Below are 20,916 nucleotides of genomic sequence, written 5' to 3'. Positions count from 1 at the left end.
GGGGACGTGTCGGATCGAAAACTTCGATCCGACAGGGTTAGCCGCGGTAAACGCAGCCTGCAGTGCAGGTTTCTTTGATCATAACCGCGGTTAACAGCGGCAGCTGCGGCTTCATCTGATCCCAGATCCATCTGGCCAGCACTTCGCTGGTGGGATTTTCCAGGCCGGGAATCTCATTCAGGTAGTAGTGATCCAGCCGATCATAGACCGGCTTAAACGCCGCTTTTAATTCAGCAAAATCCATTACCCAGCCGGTATGCGCATCCACTTCGCCGGTGATCTCCAGACGAACCAGGAACGAGTGACCGTGCAGACGGCCACATTTGTGTCCGGCCGGCACATTCGGTAAATGGTGCGCGGCTTCGAACTGGAACTCTTTAAACAGGGTGGTAGACATAGTGGTTCTCAGACATTTAAAAACCGCTGGATTCTACCTGATTAGCGCTTTTTTCGCACCCGCATAGCACAAAGCGTCTCTTTTCCCGCCGCACCGCCTGCGGGTGCCCAGCTAATTAACTGATATATCACCGCTTTAATTACCACTTTTAGCGATTAGGCCTATCTGGAAAACCACTTAGTCATTTTGGTTATTTGATATGTCGAAGGTGTATTTAATCGCTAATATACAGCCCGGTAACCTACGTACTCTTCCGCCATTTACGGTCCGGACTTCTGATACTGGAATTTTTTACGCGATGACGACTCAGGCACCTGGTTCAATGCTTCCGCTCTCCCCGGAACAACTCGCCCGCTTACAGGCGGCGACGACAGATTATTCCCCGACTCAACTGGCGTGGCTGTCAGGCTATTTCTGGGGCCGGGTGGAACAGACCCCGGGCAGCGCCGTCGCCAGCCCTCCACCCGCCGCGGTCGAAGCGCCAGCCATTACGCTGCTCTCCGCCTCGCAGACGGGCAATGCCCGCCGACTGGCTGAGCAGCTGCGCGATGACCTGCTGGCCGCGAAGCTGAACGTCAGCCTGGTGAATGCCGGGGATTACAAGTTCAAACAGATTGGCCAGGAGAAGCTGCTGGTCGTCGTGACCTCCACCCAGGGTGAAGGCGAGCCGCCGGAAGAGGCGGTGGCGCTGCATAAATTCCTGATGTCGAAGAAGGCACCAAAAATGGAGGGTGCGGCCTTTGCCGTCTTTGGCCTGGGTGATACCTCCTACGAATTCTTCAGTCAGGCAGGCAAGGATTTCGACAGCCGCCTGGCCGAGCTGGGCGCCGAGCGTCTGCTGGATCGGGTCGATGCCGATGTCGAGTATGCGGATCAGGCCATCGCCTGGCGCAGCGCGCTGACGGCGATCCTGAAACAGCGGGTGCCCGCCGAATCGCCCGCCCAGGCGACGGCGACCGCCGCAGGCAGCGTCAACGAAGTCACCACCAGCCCTTACAGCAAAGAGTCACCGCTCAGCGCAAGCCTGGCGGTGAACCAGAAGATCACCGGCCGTGATTCCGACAAAGATGTGCGCCATATCGAAATCGATCTGGGCGACTCGGGTCTGCGCTACCAGCCTGGCGATGCGCTGGGCGTCTGGTATGAAAACGATGCGGCGCTGGTCAGCGAACTGCTGGAACTGGTCTGGCTGAAAGGCGATGAGCCGGTCGCGGTGAATGGTGTCACGCTGCCGCTGGCAGAGGCGCTGCAGAAACATTTTGAACTGACGGTGAACACCGCACAGATCGTAGCGCAGTATGCTCAGCTGTCGAAAGATGCGGAGCTGCTGTCGCTGGTGGATGATAAAGCGCGCCTGCAGCAGTATGCGCAGCGCTATCCGATCGTGGATATGGTGCGTCTGGCCCCGGCTGAACTTACCGCTGAACAGCTGACCACGCTGCTGCGTCCGCTGACGCCGCGACTCTACTCTATCGCCTCATCCCAGGCGGAAACCGACAGCGAAGTGCACATCACCGTCGGTGCCGTTCGCTTCGATATCGAAGGTCGTCAGCGCGGCGGCGGGGCCTCCACCTGGCTGGCCGATCGCATCGAAGAAGAGGGCGAGGTCCGCGTCTTTATCGAACACAACGACAATTTCCGCCTGCCAGCCAATCCGGATGCACCCGTGATCATGATCGGCCCGGGCACCGGCATCGCCCCGTTCCGCGCCTTTATGCAGCAGCGCGACAACGACGGTGCCAGCGGTAAAAACTGGCTATTCTTTGGTAATCCGCACTTCACGGAGGACTTCCTCTATCAGGTGGAGTGGCAGAAATATGTGAAGGATGGTCTGCTGACCCACATCGACCTCGCCTGGTCACGCGATCAGGCCGAAAAGATTTACGTTCAGGATAAGATCCGCGCGAAAGGGGCGGAAGTGTGGCGCTGGATTGAAGAGGGCGCACACCTTTACGTATGCGGTGACGCAAATCGTATGGCAAAAGACGTCGAGCAGGCACTGCTGGATGTGGTGGTCGAACACGGCGGAATGGATCGTGAAGCGGCCGACGAATTTTTAAGTGAGCTGCGCATTGAGCGCCGTTATCAGCGAGACGTTTACTAATGAGCGATAAACACCCTGGACCGCTGGTTGTAGAAGGCAAACTGTCAGATGCCGAGCGTCTGAAGAAGCAGAGCAACTATCTGCGTGGCACTATTAAAGAAGATCTGGAAGAGGGCCTGACCGGCGGCTTTACCGGCGATAACTTCCTGCTAATCCGTTTTCACGGCATGTACCAGCAGGATGACCGCGATATCCGTGCCGAGCGCGCTGAGCAGAAGCTGGAGCCGCGTCACGCCATGATGCTGCGCTGCCGTCTGCCGGGCGGCATCATTACGCCAACGCAGTGGCTGGCTATCGACAAATTCGCCACCGATAAAACGATTTATGGCAGCATCCGTCTGACGAACCGTCAGACCTTTCAGTTCCACGGTATTCTGAAGAAGAACGTGAAGCCGACGCACCAGATGCTGCACGAAGTGGGGCTGGATGCGCTGGCGACCGCCAACGACGTGAACCGTAACGTGCTCTGTACCTCAAACCCGGTGGAGTCAGAGCTGCATCAGGAAGCGTATGAGTGGGCGAAGAAGCTCTCTGAGCATCTGCTGCCGCGCACCCGCGCCTATGCGGAGATCTGGTGGGATCAGGAAAAAGTCGCGACCACCGATGAGGAGCCGATCCTCGGCGAAACTTATCTGCCGCGTAAATTCAAAACGACCGTCGTGATCCCGCCGCATAACGATGTGGATCTGCACGCCAACGATCTGAACTTTGTCGCCGTGGCCGAGCAGGGCAGGCTGACAGGCTTTAACCTGCTGGTCGGTGGCGGGCTGTCAATTGAGCACGGCAACAAAGCTACGTATGCCCGCACCGCCAGTGAGTTTGGCTACTTCCCGGCAGAGAAGATCCTGGATGTGGCCGCCGCGGTCGTCACGACGCAGCGCGACTGGGGTAACCGTACCGATCGTAAAAACGCTAAGACCAAATACACTCTGGAGCGCGTTGGCGTCGAAACCTTTAAAGCGGAAGTCGAGAAGCGCGCAGGCGTGACCTTTGAACCGATCCGCCCCTATGAGTTCACCACCCGTGGCGATCGCATTGGCTGGATTAAAGGCATCGACAATAAATGGCACCTGACGCTGTTTATCGAAAACGGCCGCCTGCTCGACTATCCGGGCCGTCCGCTGAAAAGCGGGATTGCGGAAATTGCGAAAATCCATCAGGGCGATTTCCGCCTGACCGCCAACCAGAACCTGATTGTGGCAGGCGTGCCGGAAAGTGAAAAAGCGACGATTGAAGCGATTGCCCGTGAACATGGTCTGATGGAGCAGGTGACGCCGCAGCGTGAAAACTCCATGGCCTGTGTGGCCTTCCCGACCTGTCCGCTGGCGATGGCGGAAGCTGAGCGCTTCCTGCCTGCGTTCGTGACCAAAGTCGAAGAGATTATGCATGCGCATGGTGTGGGTGATGAGCACATTGTGTTACGCGTCACCGGTTGTCCTAACGGCTGTGGCCGTGCCATGCTGGCAGAGCTGGGCCTGGTGGGTAAAGCGCCGGGGCGTTACAACCTGCACCTGGGCGGTAACCGCATCGGGACGCGCATCCCCCGTATGTATCGGGAAAACATTAACGAAAGCGAAATTCTCGCCACCATTGATGAGCTGGTGGGACGCTGGGCCACCGAACGCCAGGCCGCGGAAGGCTTTGGTGACTTCACCATCCGCGCAGGCATTGTTGCGCCGGTGCTGGACCCGGCACGCGATTTCTGGGAGGAAGCAAAATGAGTCAGCCCGACCTCGCCGCACTGAATGCGATGTCTAAGGTCCAGCGCGCAATGGCGCTGGCCGCGACCAATGCGCAGCTGGAGAAAGCCTCAGCGGAAGAGCGGGTCAGCTGGGCGCTGGAGAATCTGCCGGGTGCCTATGTGCTCTCGTCCAGCTTCGGGATTCAGGCCGCGGTGTCGCTGCATCTGGTGACGCGTCAGCAGCCCAATATCCCGGTGATCCTGACGGACACTGGCTATCTCTTCCCGGAGACCTATCGTTTTATTGATGAGCTGGCCGACCAGCTCAATCTCAACCTCAAAGTTTTCCGCGCCGACACCTCACCGGCCTGGCAGGAAGCGCGCTACGGCAAACTGTGGGAGCAGGGCGTAGAGGGGATTGAGAAATATAACGAGATCAACAAGGTTGAGCCGATGAACCGCGCGCTGGAGACGCTGGGTGCGCAGACCTGGTTTGCCGGCTTACGCCGCGATCAGTCCGGCAGCCGGGCCAATCTGCCGGTGCTGGGCGTGCAGCGTGGCGTCTTTAAGCTGCTGCCGATCATCGACTGGGACAACCGTCAGATTCATCAGTATCTGGAGCAGCACAAGCTGAAGTACCATCCGCTGTGGGATGAGGGCTATCTCTCCGTGGGCGATACCCATACCACCCGCAAGTGGGAACCGGGTATGGCAGAGGAGGAGACGCGCTTCTTCGGGCTGAAACGCGAGTGCGGCCTGCACGAAGGGTGATGCTGCGCTTCTCTCCCGCTACGGGAGAGAAGCCCTGAACGGCCCTGCGCCCGACGCATGGCCGTTCGCCGCTAAATTCCGCTTAGTGCGGCAAAGGCGTCCGCTGACCGGGTCACATTAACCTTCGTCACCTCATACTGCGCCACGGCGACAAACGGATCTTCCGCCAGAATCGCATCCAGCCGCTCCCGTTCGATATCCCTGACCAGCAGCATACCGCCGGTGCGCGGATCTTTGCGGCCTGCCGCGATAAACACCTCTGCCGCAAAATAGCGGTCAAGCCAGTCAATATGGGGGGCCAGCAGGGCTTCCACCTCCTCAACCGGACGAACATAGTTCAGAAAGACCACGTACATGTCAGATCCTTACACTTTGGGGTTGGCCAGTTCGCTGATCAGCGGCAGCAGCACGCGCACGCTGTCGCGGGTTCGCAACGCTATCTGGCCCGGCAGCCAGCGGTCAAGATAGCTCAGGTTATCCAGATCGGTCTGATGACGGGTGACGCCATCCGGAAAGTGACGGCTGCGATGACGCTGTATACCGCCATCTTTGTTACCCAGCGCCCGGTTGCTGGCGGTCACATCCATCAACGGGAAGCCCGCCCGGTCAAAGGCATTCGGGCCTTTAAAATCGTTGTGGCTGATCTGATAGCTGGCCGCCGGGATACCCTGCTGACGCGCCAGCACCAGCGCGCGTTCGCTGGTCTGCTTGCGCACGACGCGTGGCGTGTTCATGCCGCTGTTGAAATAGAGATGATCGCCGGTGATCAGGCTGTTCAGATCGATCACCAGCAGCGTGTTTTTCTTTTCACGCGCGCTCATCCGCGCAACATAATCGTCCATACCGTGCAGGTCCGACTCCCCGGCGCTCAGCGCCACAAAGCGTATGCCGTAGTGCAGCGGTTTATGGCTCAGCTGCTGGGCCAGCTCCAGCATCACCCCCAGGCCCGAGGCGTTATCGTCGACACCCTGCAGGCGTAAGCCGCCCAGGTTACGGCGGGCCTGACTGCTGTTTTGCGGCGTCCAGGTATCGAGATGCGCCACGATCAGGATTTCCTGCGGCACGCTGCCTGCGCGTGCGGCAATGACCGAGGTGGCCGTGAGCTTATGCCAGCGCTGCGTGCCGTCATCCTCCTGCCACCTGTAGCCGGTGTTGAACTGCCGGGTATTAGTCTGATAACCCAGTGCGGAGAATTGCTGCTGCAGATAGTCCGCTGCCATCAGCTCCGCCGGGCTGCCGCTCATCCGGCCGGGGAAGAGGGTGGCGATGTGCCGGACCTGCTGCTCGGCAAACTGACCGGCTGGCAGCGCCAGCGCCAGCGGAGAAATGAGTGCGCCAAACAAAACTGTCGCTACCCTCAAGCGGAGGGAACAAAACATAGTGCATCCTTTTTTTTCGTTATCCGGGAGCCGTGCTGTGTGCGGGTCACGGCCCGTCACGCCGGACGCATTATACTCCTTTTGTTCCGCTATCTGGTGAGTGGATTCGGGCGCTGAGGCCGCCGCTCAGCACGGCGTGCTATTACTGCTGGCACTTATCTGCTTTTGGCCAGGCGCCGGGGCGCCTGAATCTGTGAACTGTTTCACGAAAAAGCCATTAAATTTCATCTCTTAAGATCAATTTGTTCTGTGCTTTGCGGGGGCTTTATTCCATTCGGTAACTACTCATTCCAATTCGTAATTTCATCTGCCTGAACCCCGCGACGTATAGTCCCGTTAATACAAAGTTAAAACATCAGGGTTAACGTGAACTATCTGCCTCTTTTTGCCGATCTCTCTGGCCGCCCGGTTCTGGTTGTCGGCGGTGGAGATATTGCGGCGCGTAAAATTGAACTGCTGCGCCGCGCGCGCGCGCATATTCAGATCGCGTCCCGTGAGCTCTGCCCTGAACTGCAGGCACTGCTGGATGAGCAGGCGCTGGAGTGGGTGGCGACAGAATTTGATCCGGCCCAGCTGGATAACGTCTTTCTGGTGATTGCCGCCACCGACGATAACGCACTCAATACCCGGGTTTTCGAAGCCGCTAATGCGCGGCATAAGCTGGTCAACGTGGTCGATGACCAGCCGAAATGCACCTTTATCTTCCCTTCGATTGTTGACCGCTCACCACTGGTGGTGGCGATCTCCTCCAGCGGCACCGCACCGGTGCTGGCCCGTATGCTGCGCGAAAAAATCGAAACGCTGCTGCCCGCCAGTCTGGGACAGATGGCGGAGGTGGCCGGACTCTGGCGCGATAAGGTCAAACAGCGCTTCAGCCGCATGTCTGACCGTCGCCGCTTCTGGGAACGCGCCTTTGAGGGGCAGTTTGCCAGCCAGATGTCCGCCGGCAATGTGGAAGAGGCGAAACAGACGCTGGATCGTGAACTTCAGGCCGAACCCACCCGTCAGGGCGAGATCTTCCTGGTGGGCGCGGGCCCGGGCGACAGCGGCCTGCTGACGCTGCGCGGGCTGCAGGTGATGCAGCTGGCCGACGTGGTGCTGTATGACCATCTGGTCAGTGAAGAGGTGCTGGATCTGGTGCGCCGCGATGCCGACCGCATCTGCGTCGGCAAACGCGCCAGCGCCCATACGCTGCCGCAGGACGAGATCAACCAGCTGCTGGTTTCCCTGGCGCTTAAGGGTAAGCGGGTCGTGCGGCTCAAGGGGGGAGATCCCTTTATCTTTGGCCGCGGTGGCGAAGAGCTGCAGGCGGCACAGCAGGCGGGTGTTCCCTTCCAGGTGGTGCCGGGCGTTACGGCCGCCGCAGGCGCAACGGCCTATGCCGGTATTCCGCTGACGCATCGCGACTACGCGCAGAGCGTAATGTTTATCACCGGTCACTGCCGCCCGGACGGGCATGACATCGACTGGCCATCGCTGGCGCGTGCGCGTCAGACGCTGGCGATCTATATGGGTACCGTGAAGGCGGCCGCGATCAGCGAAGCGTTAATCACGCACGGTCGTGCGCCATCCACGCCGGTAGCGGTCATCAGCCGCGGTACCCGCCAGGATCAGCAGGTGCTGACCGGCACCTTAGAACAACTTGAGGCGCTGGCCGCCTCAGCACCCACTCCGGCGCTGCTGGTGATTGGAGAGGTGGTCAATCTGCACGGGCAACTCGCCTGGTTTAAACATTCGGCACAGCAGGGGACTCGCGAGTCCGCCGTTGTCAATCTGGCTTGAGGGAAAATCATGGACCAAAAACGACTCACTCATCTGCGTCAGCTGGAGGCGGAGAGTATCCATATCATTCGCGAAGTGGCGGCGGAGTTCAGCAATCCGGTGATGATGTATTCCATCGGTAAAGATTCGTCCGTCATGCTGCATCTGGCGCGCAAAGCCTTCTACCCCGGCACGCTGCCATTCCCGCTGCTGCATGTGGATACCGGCTGGAAATTCCGTGAAATGTACGAATTCCGTGACCGCACCGTGAAGGCGATGGGCGCAGAGCTGCTGGTTCACCGCAACCCGGAAGGCGTGGCGATGGGGATCAACCCCTTTGTCCACGGCAGTGCCAAACACACGGACATCATGAAGACCGAAGGGCTGAAGCAGGCGCTGAACAAATATGGTTTTGATGCGGCCTTTGGCGGCGCACGTCGTGACGAAGAGAAGTCTCGCGCGAAAGAGCGTATCTACTCCTTCCGCGACCGTTTCCACCGCTGGGACCCGAAAAACCAGCGTCCTGAGCTGTGGCACAACTACAACGGTCAGATCAACAAAGGCGAAAGCATTCGCGTCTTCCCGCTGTCGAACTGGACCGAACTGGATATCTGGCAGTACATCTTCCTGGAAAACATCGAGATCGTGCCGCTCTATCTCGCCGCACCGCGTCCGGTGCTGGAGCGTGATGGCATGCTGATGATGATCGATGACGATCGCATCAACCTGCAGCCGGGCGAGGAGATCACCGAACGGATGGTGCGTTTTCGTACGCTGGGCTGCTGGCCGCTGACCGGCGCCGTAGAGTCGGAGGCGCAGACGCTGCCGGAGATCATCGAAGAGATGCTGGTTTCCACCACCAGCGAGCGTCAGGGCCGCGTGATCGATCGCGATCAGTCCGGTTCGATGGAACTGAAAAAACGTCAGGGTTATTTCTAAGGAGACGCCAGATGAATACCGTAATTGCACAACAGATTGCCGACCAGGGCGGCGTTGAAGCCTGGCTGACCGCGCAGCAACACAAAAGCCTGCTGCGTTTTCTGACCTGCGGCAGCGTGGACGATGGAAAAAGTACCCTGATCGGTCGTCTGCTGCATGACACCCGTCAGATCTATGAAGATCAGCTCTCCTCGCTGCACAACGACAGCAAGCGTCACGGCACCCAGGGTGAGAAGCTGGATCTGGCACTGCTGGTGGATGGCCTGCAGGCGGAGCGTGAGCAGGGCATTACCATCGATGTGGCCTACCGCTACTTCTCAACCGAAAAGCGTAAATTTATCATCGCCGACACGCCGGGCCACGAGCAGTACACCCGTAACATGGCGACCGGCGCTTCAACCTGTGACCTGGCGATCCTGCTGATCGACGCGCGCAAAGGCGTGCTGGATCAGACCCGCCGTCACAGCTTTATCTCGACGCTGCTGGGGATCAAACATCTGGTCGTGGCGATCAACAAGATGGATCTGGTGGAGTACAGCCAGGAACGCTTCGAACAGATCAAACAGGATTACCTCGATTTTGCGGCCCAGTTGCCGGAGGATCTCGACATCCGCTTTGTGCCGATGTCGGCGCTGGAAGGGGACAACGTCGCCTCTGCCAGCCAGACCATGCCGTGGTACAGCGGCCCGACGCTGCTGGATGTGCTGGAAACCGTGGAGCTGAAGCGCGTCGTCGATCATCAGCCAATGCGTTTCCCGGTGCAGTACGTCAACCGTCCGAACCTGGATTTCCGTGGCTATGCCGGTACGCTGGCGTCGGGCAGCGTGCAGGTGGGACAGCGTGTGAAAGTGCTGCCTTCCGGCGTCGAGTCCACCGTTGCGCGCATCGTCACCTTTGATGGCGATCTGCAGGAAGCGGGCGCTGGCGAGGCGATCACGCTGGTGCTGCAGGATGAGATTGATATCAGCCGCGGCGATCTGCTGGTTGACGCTGGTGAAACGCTGACGGCGGTTCAGTCGGCCAGCGTTGACGTGGTCTGGATGGCAGAGCAGCCGCTGCAGGCCGGTCAGAGCTACGACCTGAAAATCGCCGGTAAGAAGAGCCGTGGCCGGGTGGAAAAGGTGCTGCATCAGGTTGAGATCAACTCGCTGGAGACACATCAGGTCGATGCGCTGCCGCTGAACGGCATCGGTCGCGTTGAGATCACCTTTGATGAGCCGATGGTGCTCGACAGCTATCAGCAGAACCCGGTAACCGGCGGCATGATCTTTGTCGATCGCCTGAGCAACGTCACCGTCGGGGCTGGCATGATCCATCAGCCGCACCTGGATGCGCCGGTTAACAGCGGTGAGTTCAGCGCCTTTGAACTGGAACTGAATGCGCTGGTGCGCCGCCACTTCCCGCACTGGAATGCGCGTGATCTGCTGGGCGGTCAGTAATGGCCGTGCATGATGAGAACGTGGTGTGGCATGATCATCCGGTGACCCGCGCCTCACGCGAGCAGCAGCATGGCCATCAGGGGGTGGTGCTGTGGTTTACCGGGCTGTCTGGCTCGGGTAAATCGACCGTTGCGGGCGCGCTGGAGCAGGCGCTGCATCGCATCGGCGTCAGCACCTATCTGCTGGACGGTGATAACGTGCGTCACGGCCTCTGCCGTGACCTCGGTTTCAGCGATGATGACCGCAAAGAGAATATCCGGCGGGTCGGCGAAGTGGCGAAACTGATGGTGGATGCCGGGCTGGTAGTGCTGACGGCCTTTATCTCGCCGCATCGCGCCGAGCGGCAGATGGTGCGCGATCTGCTGGAACCGGGGCAGTTTATCGAGGTGTTTGTCGATACGCCGCTGGCGGTGTGTGAAGCGCGCGATCCCAAAGGGTTGTACCGGAAAGCGCGTGCCGGCGAGCTGCGTAATTTCACCGGAATCGACAGCGTGTATGAGGCGCCGGACCGCCCGGAAATCCAGCTGGATGGCGAACAATTGGTTACAAAACTGGCGGCCCAATTGTTAGACCTGCTGCGCGACCGCGATATCATCAGATCCTGAAGAGACAGCGGCAGATCGCTTCTGATTTGCCGCCCTCGCTCCAACAGGATGCCTATGCAGAACATTACCCCAATGCTCGCCCGTAAAGATGACGCCTCCCGTGATGAGCCGCGCTCATTGCTGCCGGGCGGCGTGATCGGCTTTCTCGCTTACTGGTGCGCGCTGGCGATCCCTTTCCTGCTGTTCGGCTCTAACACGCTGTTTTTCTTTCTTTATACCTGGCCATTCTTTCTGGCGCTGCTGCCGGTCGCCGTGGTCACAGGTATTGCACTGAACACGCTGCTCAGCGGTCAGTGGCTCTGGGCTGCGCTCGCCACGGTGATTATCGTGGTCACGCTCTTCTGGCTGATGTTCTCTTTTCTCTCCGGCTGGTAAGCCCTCTCTCCGCCTGCACTGATGTGCAAACGCATCGGCAGGTTACAAATCTTTTCCCTAAGAATCGGCACTGATTCATATTTTGCGCAGACACAGCGCAAAGCGCGCCATTTTCGCCGCTGGTGTGGAGTCCTGTGCAAAGTTATGGGATGATTGGGCCGTTTTTAGGGGGCGGGATGGGAAAACTGACGTTACTGTTACTGGTGCTGCTTGGCTGGCTGCAATATTCGTTGTGGCTGGGGAAAAATGGCATCCATGACTATACGCGCGTCAATGATGATGTCGCGGTGCAACAGGCAAACAATGCCAAACTGAAATCGCGCAACGATCAGCTGTTTGCCGAAATTGACGATCTCAATGGCGGCTCGGAAGCGATCGAGGAGCGTGCACGCAATGAACTGGGCATGATTAAGCCCGGTGAGACTTTCTATCGTCTGGTGCCTGACCAGAACAAACGCAACGCGCAACTCTCTGCGCAAAACCAACAACGATAAAACATGAACACTCTGGCCTCCCTTGCGGATGTGATTGCCGTGGTGCCCGCTGCCGGGATCGGCAGCCGCATGCAGGCAACCTGTCCGAAGCAGTATCTGACGATTGGTCAGCACACCCTTCTGGAACACAGCATTGCCCGTCTGTTTTCCCATCCTGCTATCCGACAGGTTATTGTCGCCCTCAGCCCCGACGATCAGTACTTCAGTTCACTGCCGCTGGCCCAGGATCCGCGTGTGCTCCGGGTGACGGGCGGTGAGACGCGTGCTGAATCGGTGCTGGCTGGCTTACAGGCCGCTCAGGGTTCCGCGTGGGTGCTGGTCCATGACGCCGCGCGTCCCTGCCTGCATCCCGACGATCTTCAGCAACTGCTGAATGTGCGTCAGCAGAGTCACGTCGGCGGCATTCTGGCCGCGCCGGTGCGCGACACCATGAAACGGGGCGAGCCGGGCAAAGCGGCGGTCGCCCACACGGTGGAACGCGATGACCTCTGGCACGCCTTAACGCCGCAGTTCTTCCCGCATGCGCTGCTTACCGCCTGCCTGACGCGGGCGCTGGCCGAAGGTGCCACCATCACCGATGAAGCCTCGGCGCTGGAGTACTGTGGCTACCATCCGCTGCTGGTCAGCGGACGCAGCGATAACATCAAAGTCACCCGGCCAGAAGATCTGGCGCTGGCGGCATTTTATCTCAGTCAGATTCAATTAAAGGAGAGCGCATGATGCGTATCGGTCACGGTTTTGACGTTCACGCCTTTGGCGGAGAAGGTCCGTTAGTGATTGGCGGTGTGCGGATCCCATTTGAGCACGGTTTTATCGCCCATTCGGATGGTGATGTGGCGCTGCATGCGCTCACTGACGCTCTGCTGGGGGCCGTCGCGATGGGCGATATCGGCAAACTGTTTCCCGACACCGATCCCGCCTTTAAAGGCGCGGACAGCCGGGGCCTGCTGCGCGAGGCCTGGCGTCGTATCGAAGCCAAAGGCTATCGCATCGGCAATGTGGACGTCACGATTATCGCGCAGGCACCTAAAATGCTGCCGCATGTGCCGCAGATGCGAATCAATATTGCAGAAGATCTGGGCTGCCATATGGATGCGGTCAACGTGAAAGCCACCACCACCGAAAAGCTGGGCTTTACCGGGCGCGGTGAAGGGATCGCCTGCGAGGCGGTGGCCTTACTGTTGAAAGCAGACAGCCAATGAATCTGACTTACCTGCACGGTGCGCCCGCCGCCTCTGGCGTCATCAAGGCGAAGCCGGAAGACTTTGTGGTGGTGGAAGATCTGGGTTATGGCCCGGATGGGGAAGGTGAGCATCTGCTGGTGCGCATCCGGAAAGTGGGGGCTAACACCCGCTTCGTGGCGGAAGCGCTGGCAAAATATCTTGGCGTACCTGCGCGCGATCTCAGCTATGCCGGAATGAAAGACCGCCACGCGGTAACAGAGCAGACACTCTGTTTTCGTCTGCCAGGCAATACCATGCCCGATCTGCGCGGTTTCGCGCTGGAAGGCGTAGAGATTCTGCAGGCGGTACGTCACAAGCGTAAGCTGCGCATCGGTGCGCTGGCAGGCAACGCCTTCCGGCTGGTCATTCGTGAAATCAGCGACCGTGATGCCGTTGAAACCCGGCTGGCGCAGATCTGCGCGGCGGGCGTGCCGAACTATTTCGGTGAGCAGCGTTTTGGTCGCGGTGGTAACAATCTCGCGATGGCGCAGAAGTGGGCGCGCAATGAGATCACCCTGCGCGACCGCAACAAACGCAGCCTGATGCTCTCTGTCGCGCGCAGTGCGCTGTTTAATCAGGTGACCAGCGCACGTCTGCAGCAGCAGGGTGGACTGACTCAGGTGCTCAACGGCGATGCACTGCAGCTGACCGGGCGCGGCAGCTGGTTTGTCGCCCAGCCCGATGAGCTGGCTGAGTCGCAGCGCCGGGTCAACCAGCATGAGCTGCGCATTACCGCGCCGCTGCCGGGGCGGGGCGAGCCAGGCCCGCAGGCGGAGGCGCTGGCCTTTGAACAGCAGGCACTGGCGGATGCCACGCTGCTGACCGGACTGCTCGAACGCGAGAAAGTGGACGCCGCACGCCGCGCGATGCTGGTGGTGCCGCGCGATATGCAGTGGCACTGGCAGGATGCGGCGACACTGGCGCTGGCGTTCTGGCTGCCCGCCGGCAGCTTTGCCACCAGCGTTGTCCGGGAACTGCTGACTTACGCGGACTCGCCCGACCAGCCTGATGAATAAGCATTGCCGCAACCTGACCCGCTGTGTGGGTAATGTTGCGGCAAACCCCCGTCGTCCTGTGATTTACGCCTACCACTTCCTCGCGTGCCTCGCTAGAATGCAAAAATCGCTGTCCATGTCCCACCTGTCGCCATGCCGTTCAGACAGGTTCAGTTACAGCGACCAGTCGAATAAAAAAAGGTCAGAACGAAATGCGGATATTGCTCAGCAACGATGACGGCATTCATGCGCCAGGGATTCAGACTCTGGCGAAAGCCCTGCGGCAGATTGCTGACGTGCAGGTGGTTGCCCCCGATCGTAACCGAAGCGGTGCCTCGAACTCATTAACCCTGGAAACGCCTCTGCGCACCTTTACCCATGAAAACGGCGATATCGCGGTTCAGATGGGCACGCCGACCGATTGTGTCTATCTGGGGGTGAATGCACTGATGCAGCCGCGTCCCGATATTGTGGTGTCAGGCATTAACGCCGGTCCCAATCTGGGTGATGATGTGATCTACTCCGGCACGGTGGCGGCCGCGATGGAGGGGCGGCATCTTGGCTTACCGGCCATTGCGGTGTCGCTGAACGGCCACGAGCACTACGCGACGGCGGCGGCGGTGGTCTGCGCCATCCTCAGGGCGCTGACCCATGAACCGCTGCGCACGGGCCGTATTCTCAATATCAACGTTCCCGATTTGCCACTGGCAGAGCTTAAAGGCATCCGCGTTACGCGCTGCGGCAGCCGTCATCCTGCCGATCAGGTGATTGCCCAGCAGGATCCGCGCGGCAATACCCTCTACTGGATTGGCCCGCCCGGCGAACAGCTGGATGCGGGGCCGGATACGGATTTCGCCGCCGTGGATCAGGGCTACGTGTCTGTCACCGCGCTGCACGTCGACTTAACGGCGCACAGCGCGCAGGATGTGCTCAGCGACTGGCTGACCAAAGCTGAGGTAAACCTGGCATGGTGAACCGGCGTATCGAGACATTGCTGTCACAACTGCGTCAGCAGGGCATCGACGATGAAAATCTGCTGAAGGCCATGAGTGACGTGCCGCGTGAGCGTTTTATCGACGAGGCGTTTGAGCACAAAGCCTGGGACAATGTTGCTCTGCCTATCGGCTCCGGACAGACGATTTCTCAGCCCTATATGGTGGCGCGAATGACCGCACTGCTGGCGCTAAATCCGCATTCGCGGGTGCTGGAGATTGGCACCGGCTCCGGCTATCAGACGGCGATTCTGGCCCATCTGGTCGATCACGTCTATTCCGTGGAGCGCATTAAAGGGCTGCAGTGGCAGGCTAAACGCCGTCTCAAGCAGCTGGATCTGCATAATGTCTCCACCCGCCACGGCGATGGCTGGCAGGGCTGGCCGTCGCGTGGCCCGTTCGATGCCATTATCGTCACGGCGGCACCGCCGGAAATTCCGATTGCGCTGATAGCACAACTGGCAGAAGGCGGCATTATGGTGCTGCCGGTTGGCGAGGATCAGCAGGTACTGAAGCGCCTGCGTCGTCAGGGTGAAGATGTCGTGGAGGAGATCATCGAGCCGGTGCGTTTTGTGCCTCTGGTACAGGGCGATCTGGCCTGACCTTCTACGTATTTCTTCACAACTGTTTCATGGCACCACGTAGCTGATGTTGTTACTATCCGGTTTATTCAATAAAAACGCAGATTTTACCGCGCCATGCAGAGCATTCTGCTGGCAGGTACAGTGAAACACACAGAACAGCGCTGCCATCACGGGGGATTAATGAGCACGGGAAGCACACTTTTTCAGTTACGCCGTCTGGCGGCTCTTTCACTGGTAGGTTTCTGGCTGGCAGGATGCAGCTCTGGCGACAATTCTCAGGCGCCCATCAGTCGCGTCGGCGATGATGGCGGCATGCTGAATAGCCAGTCGGGCGGAGGCCAGGTTTCGGGTGGTATTCCTGCCGCACCCACTCAGGGACAAATGTTAAGCAGAAATTCAGCATCTGCCCCAGCCAGCGGTGGAATGATTAGTGCCAGCAATAATGTTGAGACGCAGAATGGCCGTATAGTGTACAACCGCAGTTACCAGAATATTCCCAAGGGTAGCTACTCCGGTGAAACTTATACCGTTAAGCGCGGAGACACATTGTTTTACATTGCCTGGATTACCGGCAACGATTTCCGCGATTTAGCCCAGCGCAACAACGTTCCTGCGCCATACAGCCTGAATGTCGGACAGACTTTACAGATTGGAAATGGGTCGGGCCAGCCGATTACCGGTGGAAATTCCATTACCGCTGCTGATGCAACGCAGGGCGGGGTTCCGGCGGCACCACAAATTAAATCTCCTGCTGTTGCACAGCAACCTGTTATTACGTATTCTGATGATTCGGGAACTTCGGGTGGCAGCAAACTGTTGCCTTCGAAAGGAGCAAATGTTGCAACGACAACAGCTCCAGTGATTACCGCACCCCCTACGGTTAGCAGCACAACCAACAGTTCAACGCCGGTCGGAAGCTGGCGCTGGCCGACTGATGGGAAGATTATCGATAACTTCTCTGCCGCCGAAGGTGGCAATAAAGGCATCGATATCGCCGGGACACGCGGACAATCTGTGGTTGCCACGGCTTCAGGACGCGTGGTGTACGCAGGTAACGCACTCCGGGGTTACGGTAATTTAATCATCATTAAACACAATGATGATTACCTGAGCGCCTACGCCCACAACGATACAATGCTGGTCCGGGAACAACAGGAAGTTAAGGCGGGGCAAAAGATCGCTACCATGGGTAGCACCGGAACCAGTTCAGTCAGATTACATTTTGAAATTCGTTACAAGGGGAAATCCGTAAACCCGTTGCGTTATTTACCGCAGCGATAATCCGGCAGAACACAACAGCTTTATGTTCTGCCCTGGAATCACGGGTAGGAGCCGCTTATGAGCCAGAATACGCTGAAAGTAAACGAGTTACATGAGAACGCGGAATTCGATGAGAACGGAGCTGAAATTTTTGACGAGAAGGCTCTCGTTGAAAACGAAGCCAGTGATAGCGACGTAGCGGAAGAAGAGTTGCTATCACAGGGTGCGACGCAGCGTGTCTTAGATGCGACGCAGCTCTATCTTGGGGAGATTGGCTATTCTCCGTTGTTAACGGCAGAGGAAGAAGTGTTCTTCGCTCGCCGTGCATTGCGGGGTGATATCCCTTCCCGTCGCCGTATGATTGAAAGTAACTTACGCCTGGTGGTAAAAATCGCCCGTCGTTACAGCAATCGTGGTTTAGCCCTGCTGGACCTGATTGAAGAAGGTAACCTCGGTCTGATTCGCGCCGTTGAGAAATTTGACCCGGAGCGCGGGTTCCGTTTTTCAACGTATGCCACCTGGTGGATTCGTCAGACTATTGAACGGGCGATCATGAATCAAACCCGTACCATTCGTCTGCCGATTCACATCGTGAAAGAACTGAATGTTTATCTGCGTACTGCGCGTGAACTTTCCCACAAGCTTGACCATGAGCCGAGTGCGGAAGAGATCGCTGAGCAGCTGGATAAACCGGTTGATGATGTAAGCCGCATGTTGCGTCTCAACGAACGCATCACCTCAGTCGATACGCCGTTAGGCGGAGATTCTGAGAAAGCGCTGCTGGATATTCTGGCCGATGAAAAAGACAACGGCCCGGAAGACACCACGCAGGACGATGATATGAAACAAAGCATCGTCAAATGGCTGTTCGAACTGAACGCCAAGCAGCGTGAAGTGCTGGCACGTCGCTTCGGCCTGTTAGGCTATGAAGCTGCAACGCTGGAGGATGTGGGTCGTGAAATCGGCTTAACCCGCGAGCGTGTACGTCAGATTCAGGTTGAAGGTTTGCGCCGTCTGCGCGAAATCCTGCAGGCGCAGGGCCTCAACATTGAAGCACTCTTTCGTGAATAATCGTCACTAAGCCATTCGGCTGACTGACGCGAAAAGCGGTGGTGAAAACCACCGCTTTTTTTATGCCTGCGGAAAAGTGAGACGTGATCGGAAGGCGGAAAGCAGGGAAGAACCGCACCGCATGGCGGCGCGGCAGAGTGTCAGACCAGCGACTTAAGACGGTAAATCCAGTCGAGAGCCTGACGCGGTGTCAGCGTATCCGGGTCCAGTGCTTCCAGCGCCTCTACGGCAGGCGATGTCTCCTCAACCAGCAGCGGCAGCTGAGACCCATCCACGGTCGAGGACGCGGCGTGGCCGGACACCGTTTCCAGCTCCTTCAGCTTGTTCCGCGCCCGCTTAATCACCTCTTTGGGCACGCCAGCCAGCGCGGCCACGGCCAGACCATAGCTCTTACTCGCCGCGCCATCCTGTACGCTGTGCATAAAGGCGATCGTCTCTCCATGCTCGACGGCATCCAGATGGACGTTGACGACGCCCTCCATTTTTTCCGGCAGGGTGGTCAGCTCAAAGTAGTGCGTAGCAAACAGCGTCATGGCCTTGATGCGGTTGGCCAGGTTCTCGGCGCAGGCCCAGGCCAGCGACAGACCGTCATAGGTTGAGGTGCCACGGCCAATCTCATCCATCAGCACCAAACTGTTTTCGGTGGCGTTGTGCAGGATGTTGGCGGTTTCCGTCATCTCTACCATAAAGGTCGAACGGCCGGAGGCCAGGTCATCAGCCGCCCCGACGCGGGTAAAGATGCGGTCCAGCGGGCCAATCAGCGCCTCATCGGCGGGCACAAAACTTCCCGTCCAGGCCATCAGCGCAATCAGCGCCGCCTGCCGCATATAGGTACTTTTACCGCCCATATTGGGCCCGGTAATAATCAGCATCCTGCGCTGAGGCGCCAGCGACAGCGGGTTGGCAATAAACGGCTCTTTCAGCACCTGTTCAACCACAGGATGGCGACCGCCGCTGATTTTAATCCCGGCTTTATCCTGTAATACCGGACGGCAATAGTTAAGCGTCCAGGCGCGTTCCGCCAGGTTGCTTAGCACATCCAGCTCAGCCAGCGCCGCTGCACTCAGCTGCAGATCTTCAAGATGGGGCAGCAGCTGGTCGAACAGCGCCTCATAGAGACTTTTTTCCAGCGACAGGGCTTTGCCTTTGGAGGTGAGGACTTTGTCTTCATACTCCTTGAGTTCCGGAATGATGTAGCGCTCGGCATTTTTCAGCGTCTGACGGCGTACATAGTGCATCGGAACCTGATGGCTCTGCCCGCGGCTGACCTGGATGTAATAGCCGTGTACGCCGTTAAATCCGACCTTCAGGGTATCCAGCCCCAGCTTCTCGCGCTCACGGACCTCCAGCCTGTCGAGGTAGTCGGTGGCACCATCGGCCAGCGCGCGCCACTCATCCAGCTCCGCGTTGTAGCCGGGGGCAATTACGCCGCCGTCGCGGATCAGCACCGGCGGTGACTCGATAACCGCCTGCTCCAGCATCTCGCGCAGTGCGGCAAACTCGCCCATGCGGGTACGCAGCTTCTGCAGCAGAGGAGCCTGCACATCGGCCAGCAGCCGGTTAAGTTCCGGCAATTGCTGGAAAGCGTGACGCATACGGGCCAGATCGCGCGGGCGGGCGGTGCGCAGAGCCAGACGAGCCAGAATACGCTCCAGGTCGCCAACCTGACGCAGCACCGGTTGCAGTGCTTCGCTGAGGTTCTGCAGCTCGGCAATCGACGCCTGGCGCTGGGTGATCGTCTCCACATCACGCAGCGGCATATGCAGCCAGCGCTTCAGCATCCGGCTTCCCATTGGCGTGACCGTTTTATCCAGCACGGCCGCCAGGGTATTGTCGGTGCCGCCTGCCATGTTCTGAGTGATCTCCAGATTACGGCGGGTGGCGGCATCCATGATAATGCTGTCCTGCTGCCGCTCCATGCTGAGTGAGCGGATATGGGGCAGCGTGGTGCGCTGCGTATCTTTGGCATACTGCAACAGGCAGCCCGCCGCGCTCAGTCCCAGGTGCGCACTCTCCACGCCGAAGCCGTTAAGATCGCGGGTGCCGAACTGCAGATTAAGCTGCTGACGCGCGGTATCGATCTCAAACTCCCACAGCGGACGGCGGCGCAGGCCGCGTCGCTGGTCGATCAGTGACATCGCCTGAAAATCTTCGGGGTAGAGCAGCTCCGCGGGATTGGTGCGCTGCAGCTCGGCCGCCATGGTTTCGGCATCGGCGGGTTCGCTCAGGCGAAAGCGGCCTGAACTGATGTCCAGAGTGGCGTAGCCAAAACCGCGCGGGCTCTGCACAATCGCCGCCAGCAGATTGTCATGCCGCTCCTGCAACAGCGCCTCATCACTGATAGTGCCGGGGGTCACGATGCGCACCACTTTGCGCTCAACCGGCCCTTTGCTCAGCGCCGGATCGCCGATCTGTTCGCAGATGGCAACCGATTCACCCAGCTGCACCAGCTTAGCCAGATAGCCTTCAACCGCATGATGGGGCACACCAGCCATCGGAATCGGTTCACCTGCGGATGCACCGCGTTTGGTGAGTGAGATCTCCAGCAGTTGTGAGGCGCGCTTAGCGTCGTCATAAAACAGCTCGTAGAAGTCACCCATCCGGTAAAACAGCAGAATGTCAGGATGCTCTGCCTTGAGGCGCAGGTACTGCTGCATCATTGGCGTATGAGAAGGAAAGTCCTTTTCGGTTGGCTCTTGCATAAGGTTTTAACTCATCTTTGCTGCGGTAAAGTTCTGGCGGTCAACGCCCATGAAACCGAAAGGGATTAGCGTCGGCGCGCAGGATGACCCGATGATAACGAATAGGGCAGGGCATATGCCAGCCTGACGCGGTGCTGCGATCCT

20 protein-coding genes are annotated in these 20,916 nt (G+C 58.7%); 16 read left to right on the top strand and 4 right to left on the bottom strand.

The features are described from left to right. Positions 1-37: 37 nt before the first annotated feature. Positions 38-397 carry a 6-carboxytetrahydropterin synthase QueD gene (queD, locus tag AB1748_RS16495; protein ID WP_128086326.1) on the bottom strand — a complete coding sequence of 120 codons (360 nt, stop codon included), beginning with the start codon at positions 395-397 and terminating at the stop codon, positions 38-40. 298 nt (positions 398-695) lie between these two features. On the opposite strand from queD, the gene cysJ reads away from it, so the two are divergent. Genes cysJ through AB1748_RS16480 form a run of 3 tightly spaced genes read left to right on the top strand, consistent with a single transcriptional unit; the run spans position 696 to position 4,953 of the window. Continuing rightward, entirely contained in the window at positions 696-2,501 is a 1,806-nt protein-coding gene (gene cysJ / locus AB1748_RS16490) for an NADPH-dependent assimilatory sulfite reductase flavoprotein subunit (protein ID WP_111141625.1), read from the top strand. Then, a complete protein-coding gene (gene cysI / locus AB1748_RS16485; protein WP_111141627.1) occupies positions 2,501-4,222 on the top strand; it encodes an assimilatory sulfite reductase (NADPH) hemoprotein subunit in 1,722 nt (573 codons plus the stop codon). The genes cysJ and cysI overlap by 1 nt, the downstream gene beginning before the upstream one ends. After that, the gene (locus AB1748_RS16480; protein WP_293770354.1) at positions 4,219-4,953 is read left to right on the top strand and encodes a phosphoadenylyl-sulfate reductase; all 735 of its coding nucleotides are present in this window, start codon (positions 4,219-4,221) and stop codon (positions 4,951-4,953) included. Before cysI ends, AB1748_RS16480 begins: the two co-directional genes overlap by 4 nt. A gap of 71 nt (positions 4,954-5,024) precedes the next feature. Here AB1748_RS16480 and AB1748_RS16475 read toward each other — a convergent pair whose 3' ends face one another. Both AB1748_RS16475 and AB1748_RS16470 read right to left on the bottom strand, forming a co-directional pair. Continuing rightward, positions 5,025-5,309 carry a YciI family protein gene (locus AB1748_RS16475; protein ID WP_111141631.1) on the bottom strand — a complete coding sequence of 95 codons (285 nt, stop codon included), beginning with the start codon at positions 5,307-5,309 and terminating at the stop codon, positions 5,025-5,027. 9 nt (positions 5,310-5,318) lie between these two features. Beyond that, positions 5,319-6,332 carry an aminopeptidase gene (locus AB1748_RS16470; RefSeq protein WP_367395788.1) on the bottom strand — a complete coding sequence of 338 codons (1,014 nt, stop codon included), beginning with the start codon at positions 6,330-6,332 and terminating at the stop codon, positions 5,319-5,321. Between the two features lie 366 nt (positions 6,333-6,698). Between AB1748_RS16470 and cysG the strand changes: the two genes are divergently transcribed. From cysG to rpoS, 13 genes are all read left to right on the top strand, one after another. Further along, positions 6,699-8,114: a siroheme synthase CysG gene (gene cysG, locus AB1748_RS16465; protein WP_111141635.1), complete on the top strand. Its 1,416-nt coding sequence runs from the start codon at positions 6,699-6,701 to the stop codon at positions 8,112-8,114. A 9-nt stretch (positions 8,115-8,123) separates the two neighbouring features. Next, positions 8,124-9,032 carry a sulfate adenylyltransferase subunit CysD gene (gene cysD / locus AB1748_RS16460; RefSeq protein WP_111141637.1) on the top strand — a complete coding sequence of 303 codons (909 nt, stop codon included), beginning with the start codon at positions 8,124-8,126 and terminating at the stop codon, positions 9,030-9,032. An 11-nt stretch (positions 9,033-9,043) separates the two neighbouring features. After that, positions 9,044-10,471: a sulfate adenylyltransferase subunit CysN gene (cysN, locus tag AB1748_RS16455; RefSeq protein ID WP_111141639.1), complete on the top strand. Its 1,428-nt coding sequence runs from the start codon at positions 9,044-9,046 to the stop codon at positions 10,469-10,471. After that, positions 10,471-11,076: an adenylyl-sulfate kinase gene (gene cysC, locus AB1748_RS16450; RefSeq protein WP_111141641.1), complete on the top strand. Its 606-nt coding sequence runs from the start codon at positions 10,471-10,473 to the stop codon at positions 11,074-11,076. Before cysN ends, cysC begins: the two co-directional genes overlap by 1 nt. A 54-nt stretch (positions 11,077-11,130) precedes the next feature. Further along, positions 11,131-11,451 (top strand): DUF3561 family protein, encoded by a 321-nt coding sequence (locus AB1748_RS16445; protein ID WP_111141643.1) that lies wholly within the window; start codon positions 11,131-11,133, stop codon positions 11,449-11,451. 176 nt (positions 11,452-11,627) lie between these two features. Then, positions 11,628-11,945 carry a cell division protein FtsB gene (gene ftsB / locus AB1748_RS16440; protein WP_111141653.1) on the top strand — a complete coding sequence of 106 codons (318 nt, stop codon included), beginning with the start codon at positions 11,628-11,630 and terminating at the stop codon, positions 11,943-11,945. A 3-nt stretch (positions 11,946-11,948) separates the two neighbouring features. Continuing rightward, positions 11,949-12,665, top strand: coding sequence for a 2-C-methyl-D-erythritol 4-phosphate cytidylyltransferase (ispD, locus tag AB1748_RS16435; RefSeq protein WP_111141645.1), 717 nt, complete (start codon positions 11,949-11,951; stop codon positions 12,663-12,665). Beyond that, positions 12,665-13,147, top strand: coding sequence for a 2-C-methyl-D-erythritol 2,4-cyclodiphosphate synthase (gene ispF / locus AB1748_RS16430; RefSeq protein ID WP_293770465.1), 483 nt, complete (start codon positions 12,665-12,667; stop codon positions 13,145-13,147). The genes ispD and ispF overlap by 1 nt, the downstream gene beginning before the upstream one ends. Next, the gene (gene truD, locus AB1748_RS16425) at positions 13,144-14,184 is read left to right on the top strand and encodes a tRNA pseudouridine(13) synthase TruD (protein ID WP_111141647.1); all 1,041 of its coding nucleotides are present in this window, start codon (positions 13,144-13,146) and stop codon (positions 14,182-14,184) included. The genes ispF and truD overlap by 4 nt, the downstream gene beginning before the upstream one ends. Before the next feature lie 191 nt (positions 14,185-14,375). Then, positions 14,376-15,137 (top strand): 5'/3'-nucleotidase SurE, encoded by a 762-nt coding sequence (gene surE / locus AB1748_RS16420; protein ID WP_367395787.1) that lies wholly within the window; start codon positions 14,376-14,378, stop codon positions 15,135-15,137. Then, a complete protein-coding gene (locus AB1748_RS16415; protein WP_293770342.1) occupies positions 15,131-15,757 on the top strand; it encodes a protein-L-isoaspartate(D-aspartate) O-methyltransferase in 627 nt (208 codons plus the stop codon). Before surE ends, AB1748_RS16415 begins: the two co-directional genes overlap by 7 nt. Positions 15,758-15,919: 162 nt before the next feature. Next, a complete protein-coding gene (gene nlpD / locus AB1748_RS16410; RefSeq protein ID WP_367395786.1) occupies positions 15,920-17,020 on the top strand; it encodes a murein hydrolase activator NlpD in 1,101 nt (366 codons plus the stop codon). A gap of 57 nt (positions 17,021-17,077) precedes the next feature. Then, a complete protein-coding gene (rpoS, locus tag AB1748_RS16405) occupies positions 17,078-18,070 on the top strand; it encodes an RNA polymerase sigma factor RpoS (RefSeq protein WP_009086923.1) in 993 nt (330 codons plus the stop codon). A gap of 140 nt (positions 18,071-18,210) precedes the next feature. Here rpoS and mutS read toward each other — a convergent pair whose 3' ends face one another. Beyond that, entirely contained in the window at positions 18,211-20,772 is a 2,562-nt protein-coding gene (mutS, locus tag AB1748_RS16400; RefSeq protein ID WP_367395785.1) for a DNA mismatch repair protein MutS, read from the bottom strand. Positions 20,773-20,916: the final 144 nt, after the last annotated feature.

It is taken from the genome of Pantoea sp. Ep11b (assembly GCF_040783975.1).
In the GTDB taxonomy this organism is placed as follows: Bacteria; Pseudomonadota; Gammaproteobacteria; order Enterobacterales; family Enterobacteriaceae; genus Pantoea.
This window is presented reverse-complemented; position numbering and strand designations above follow the sequence as displayed.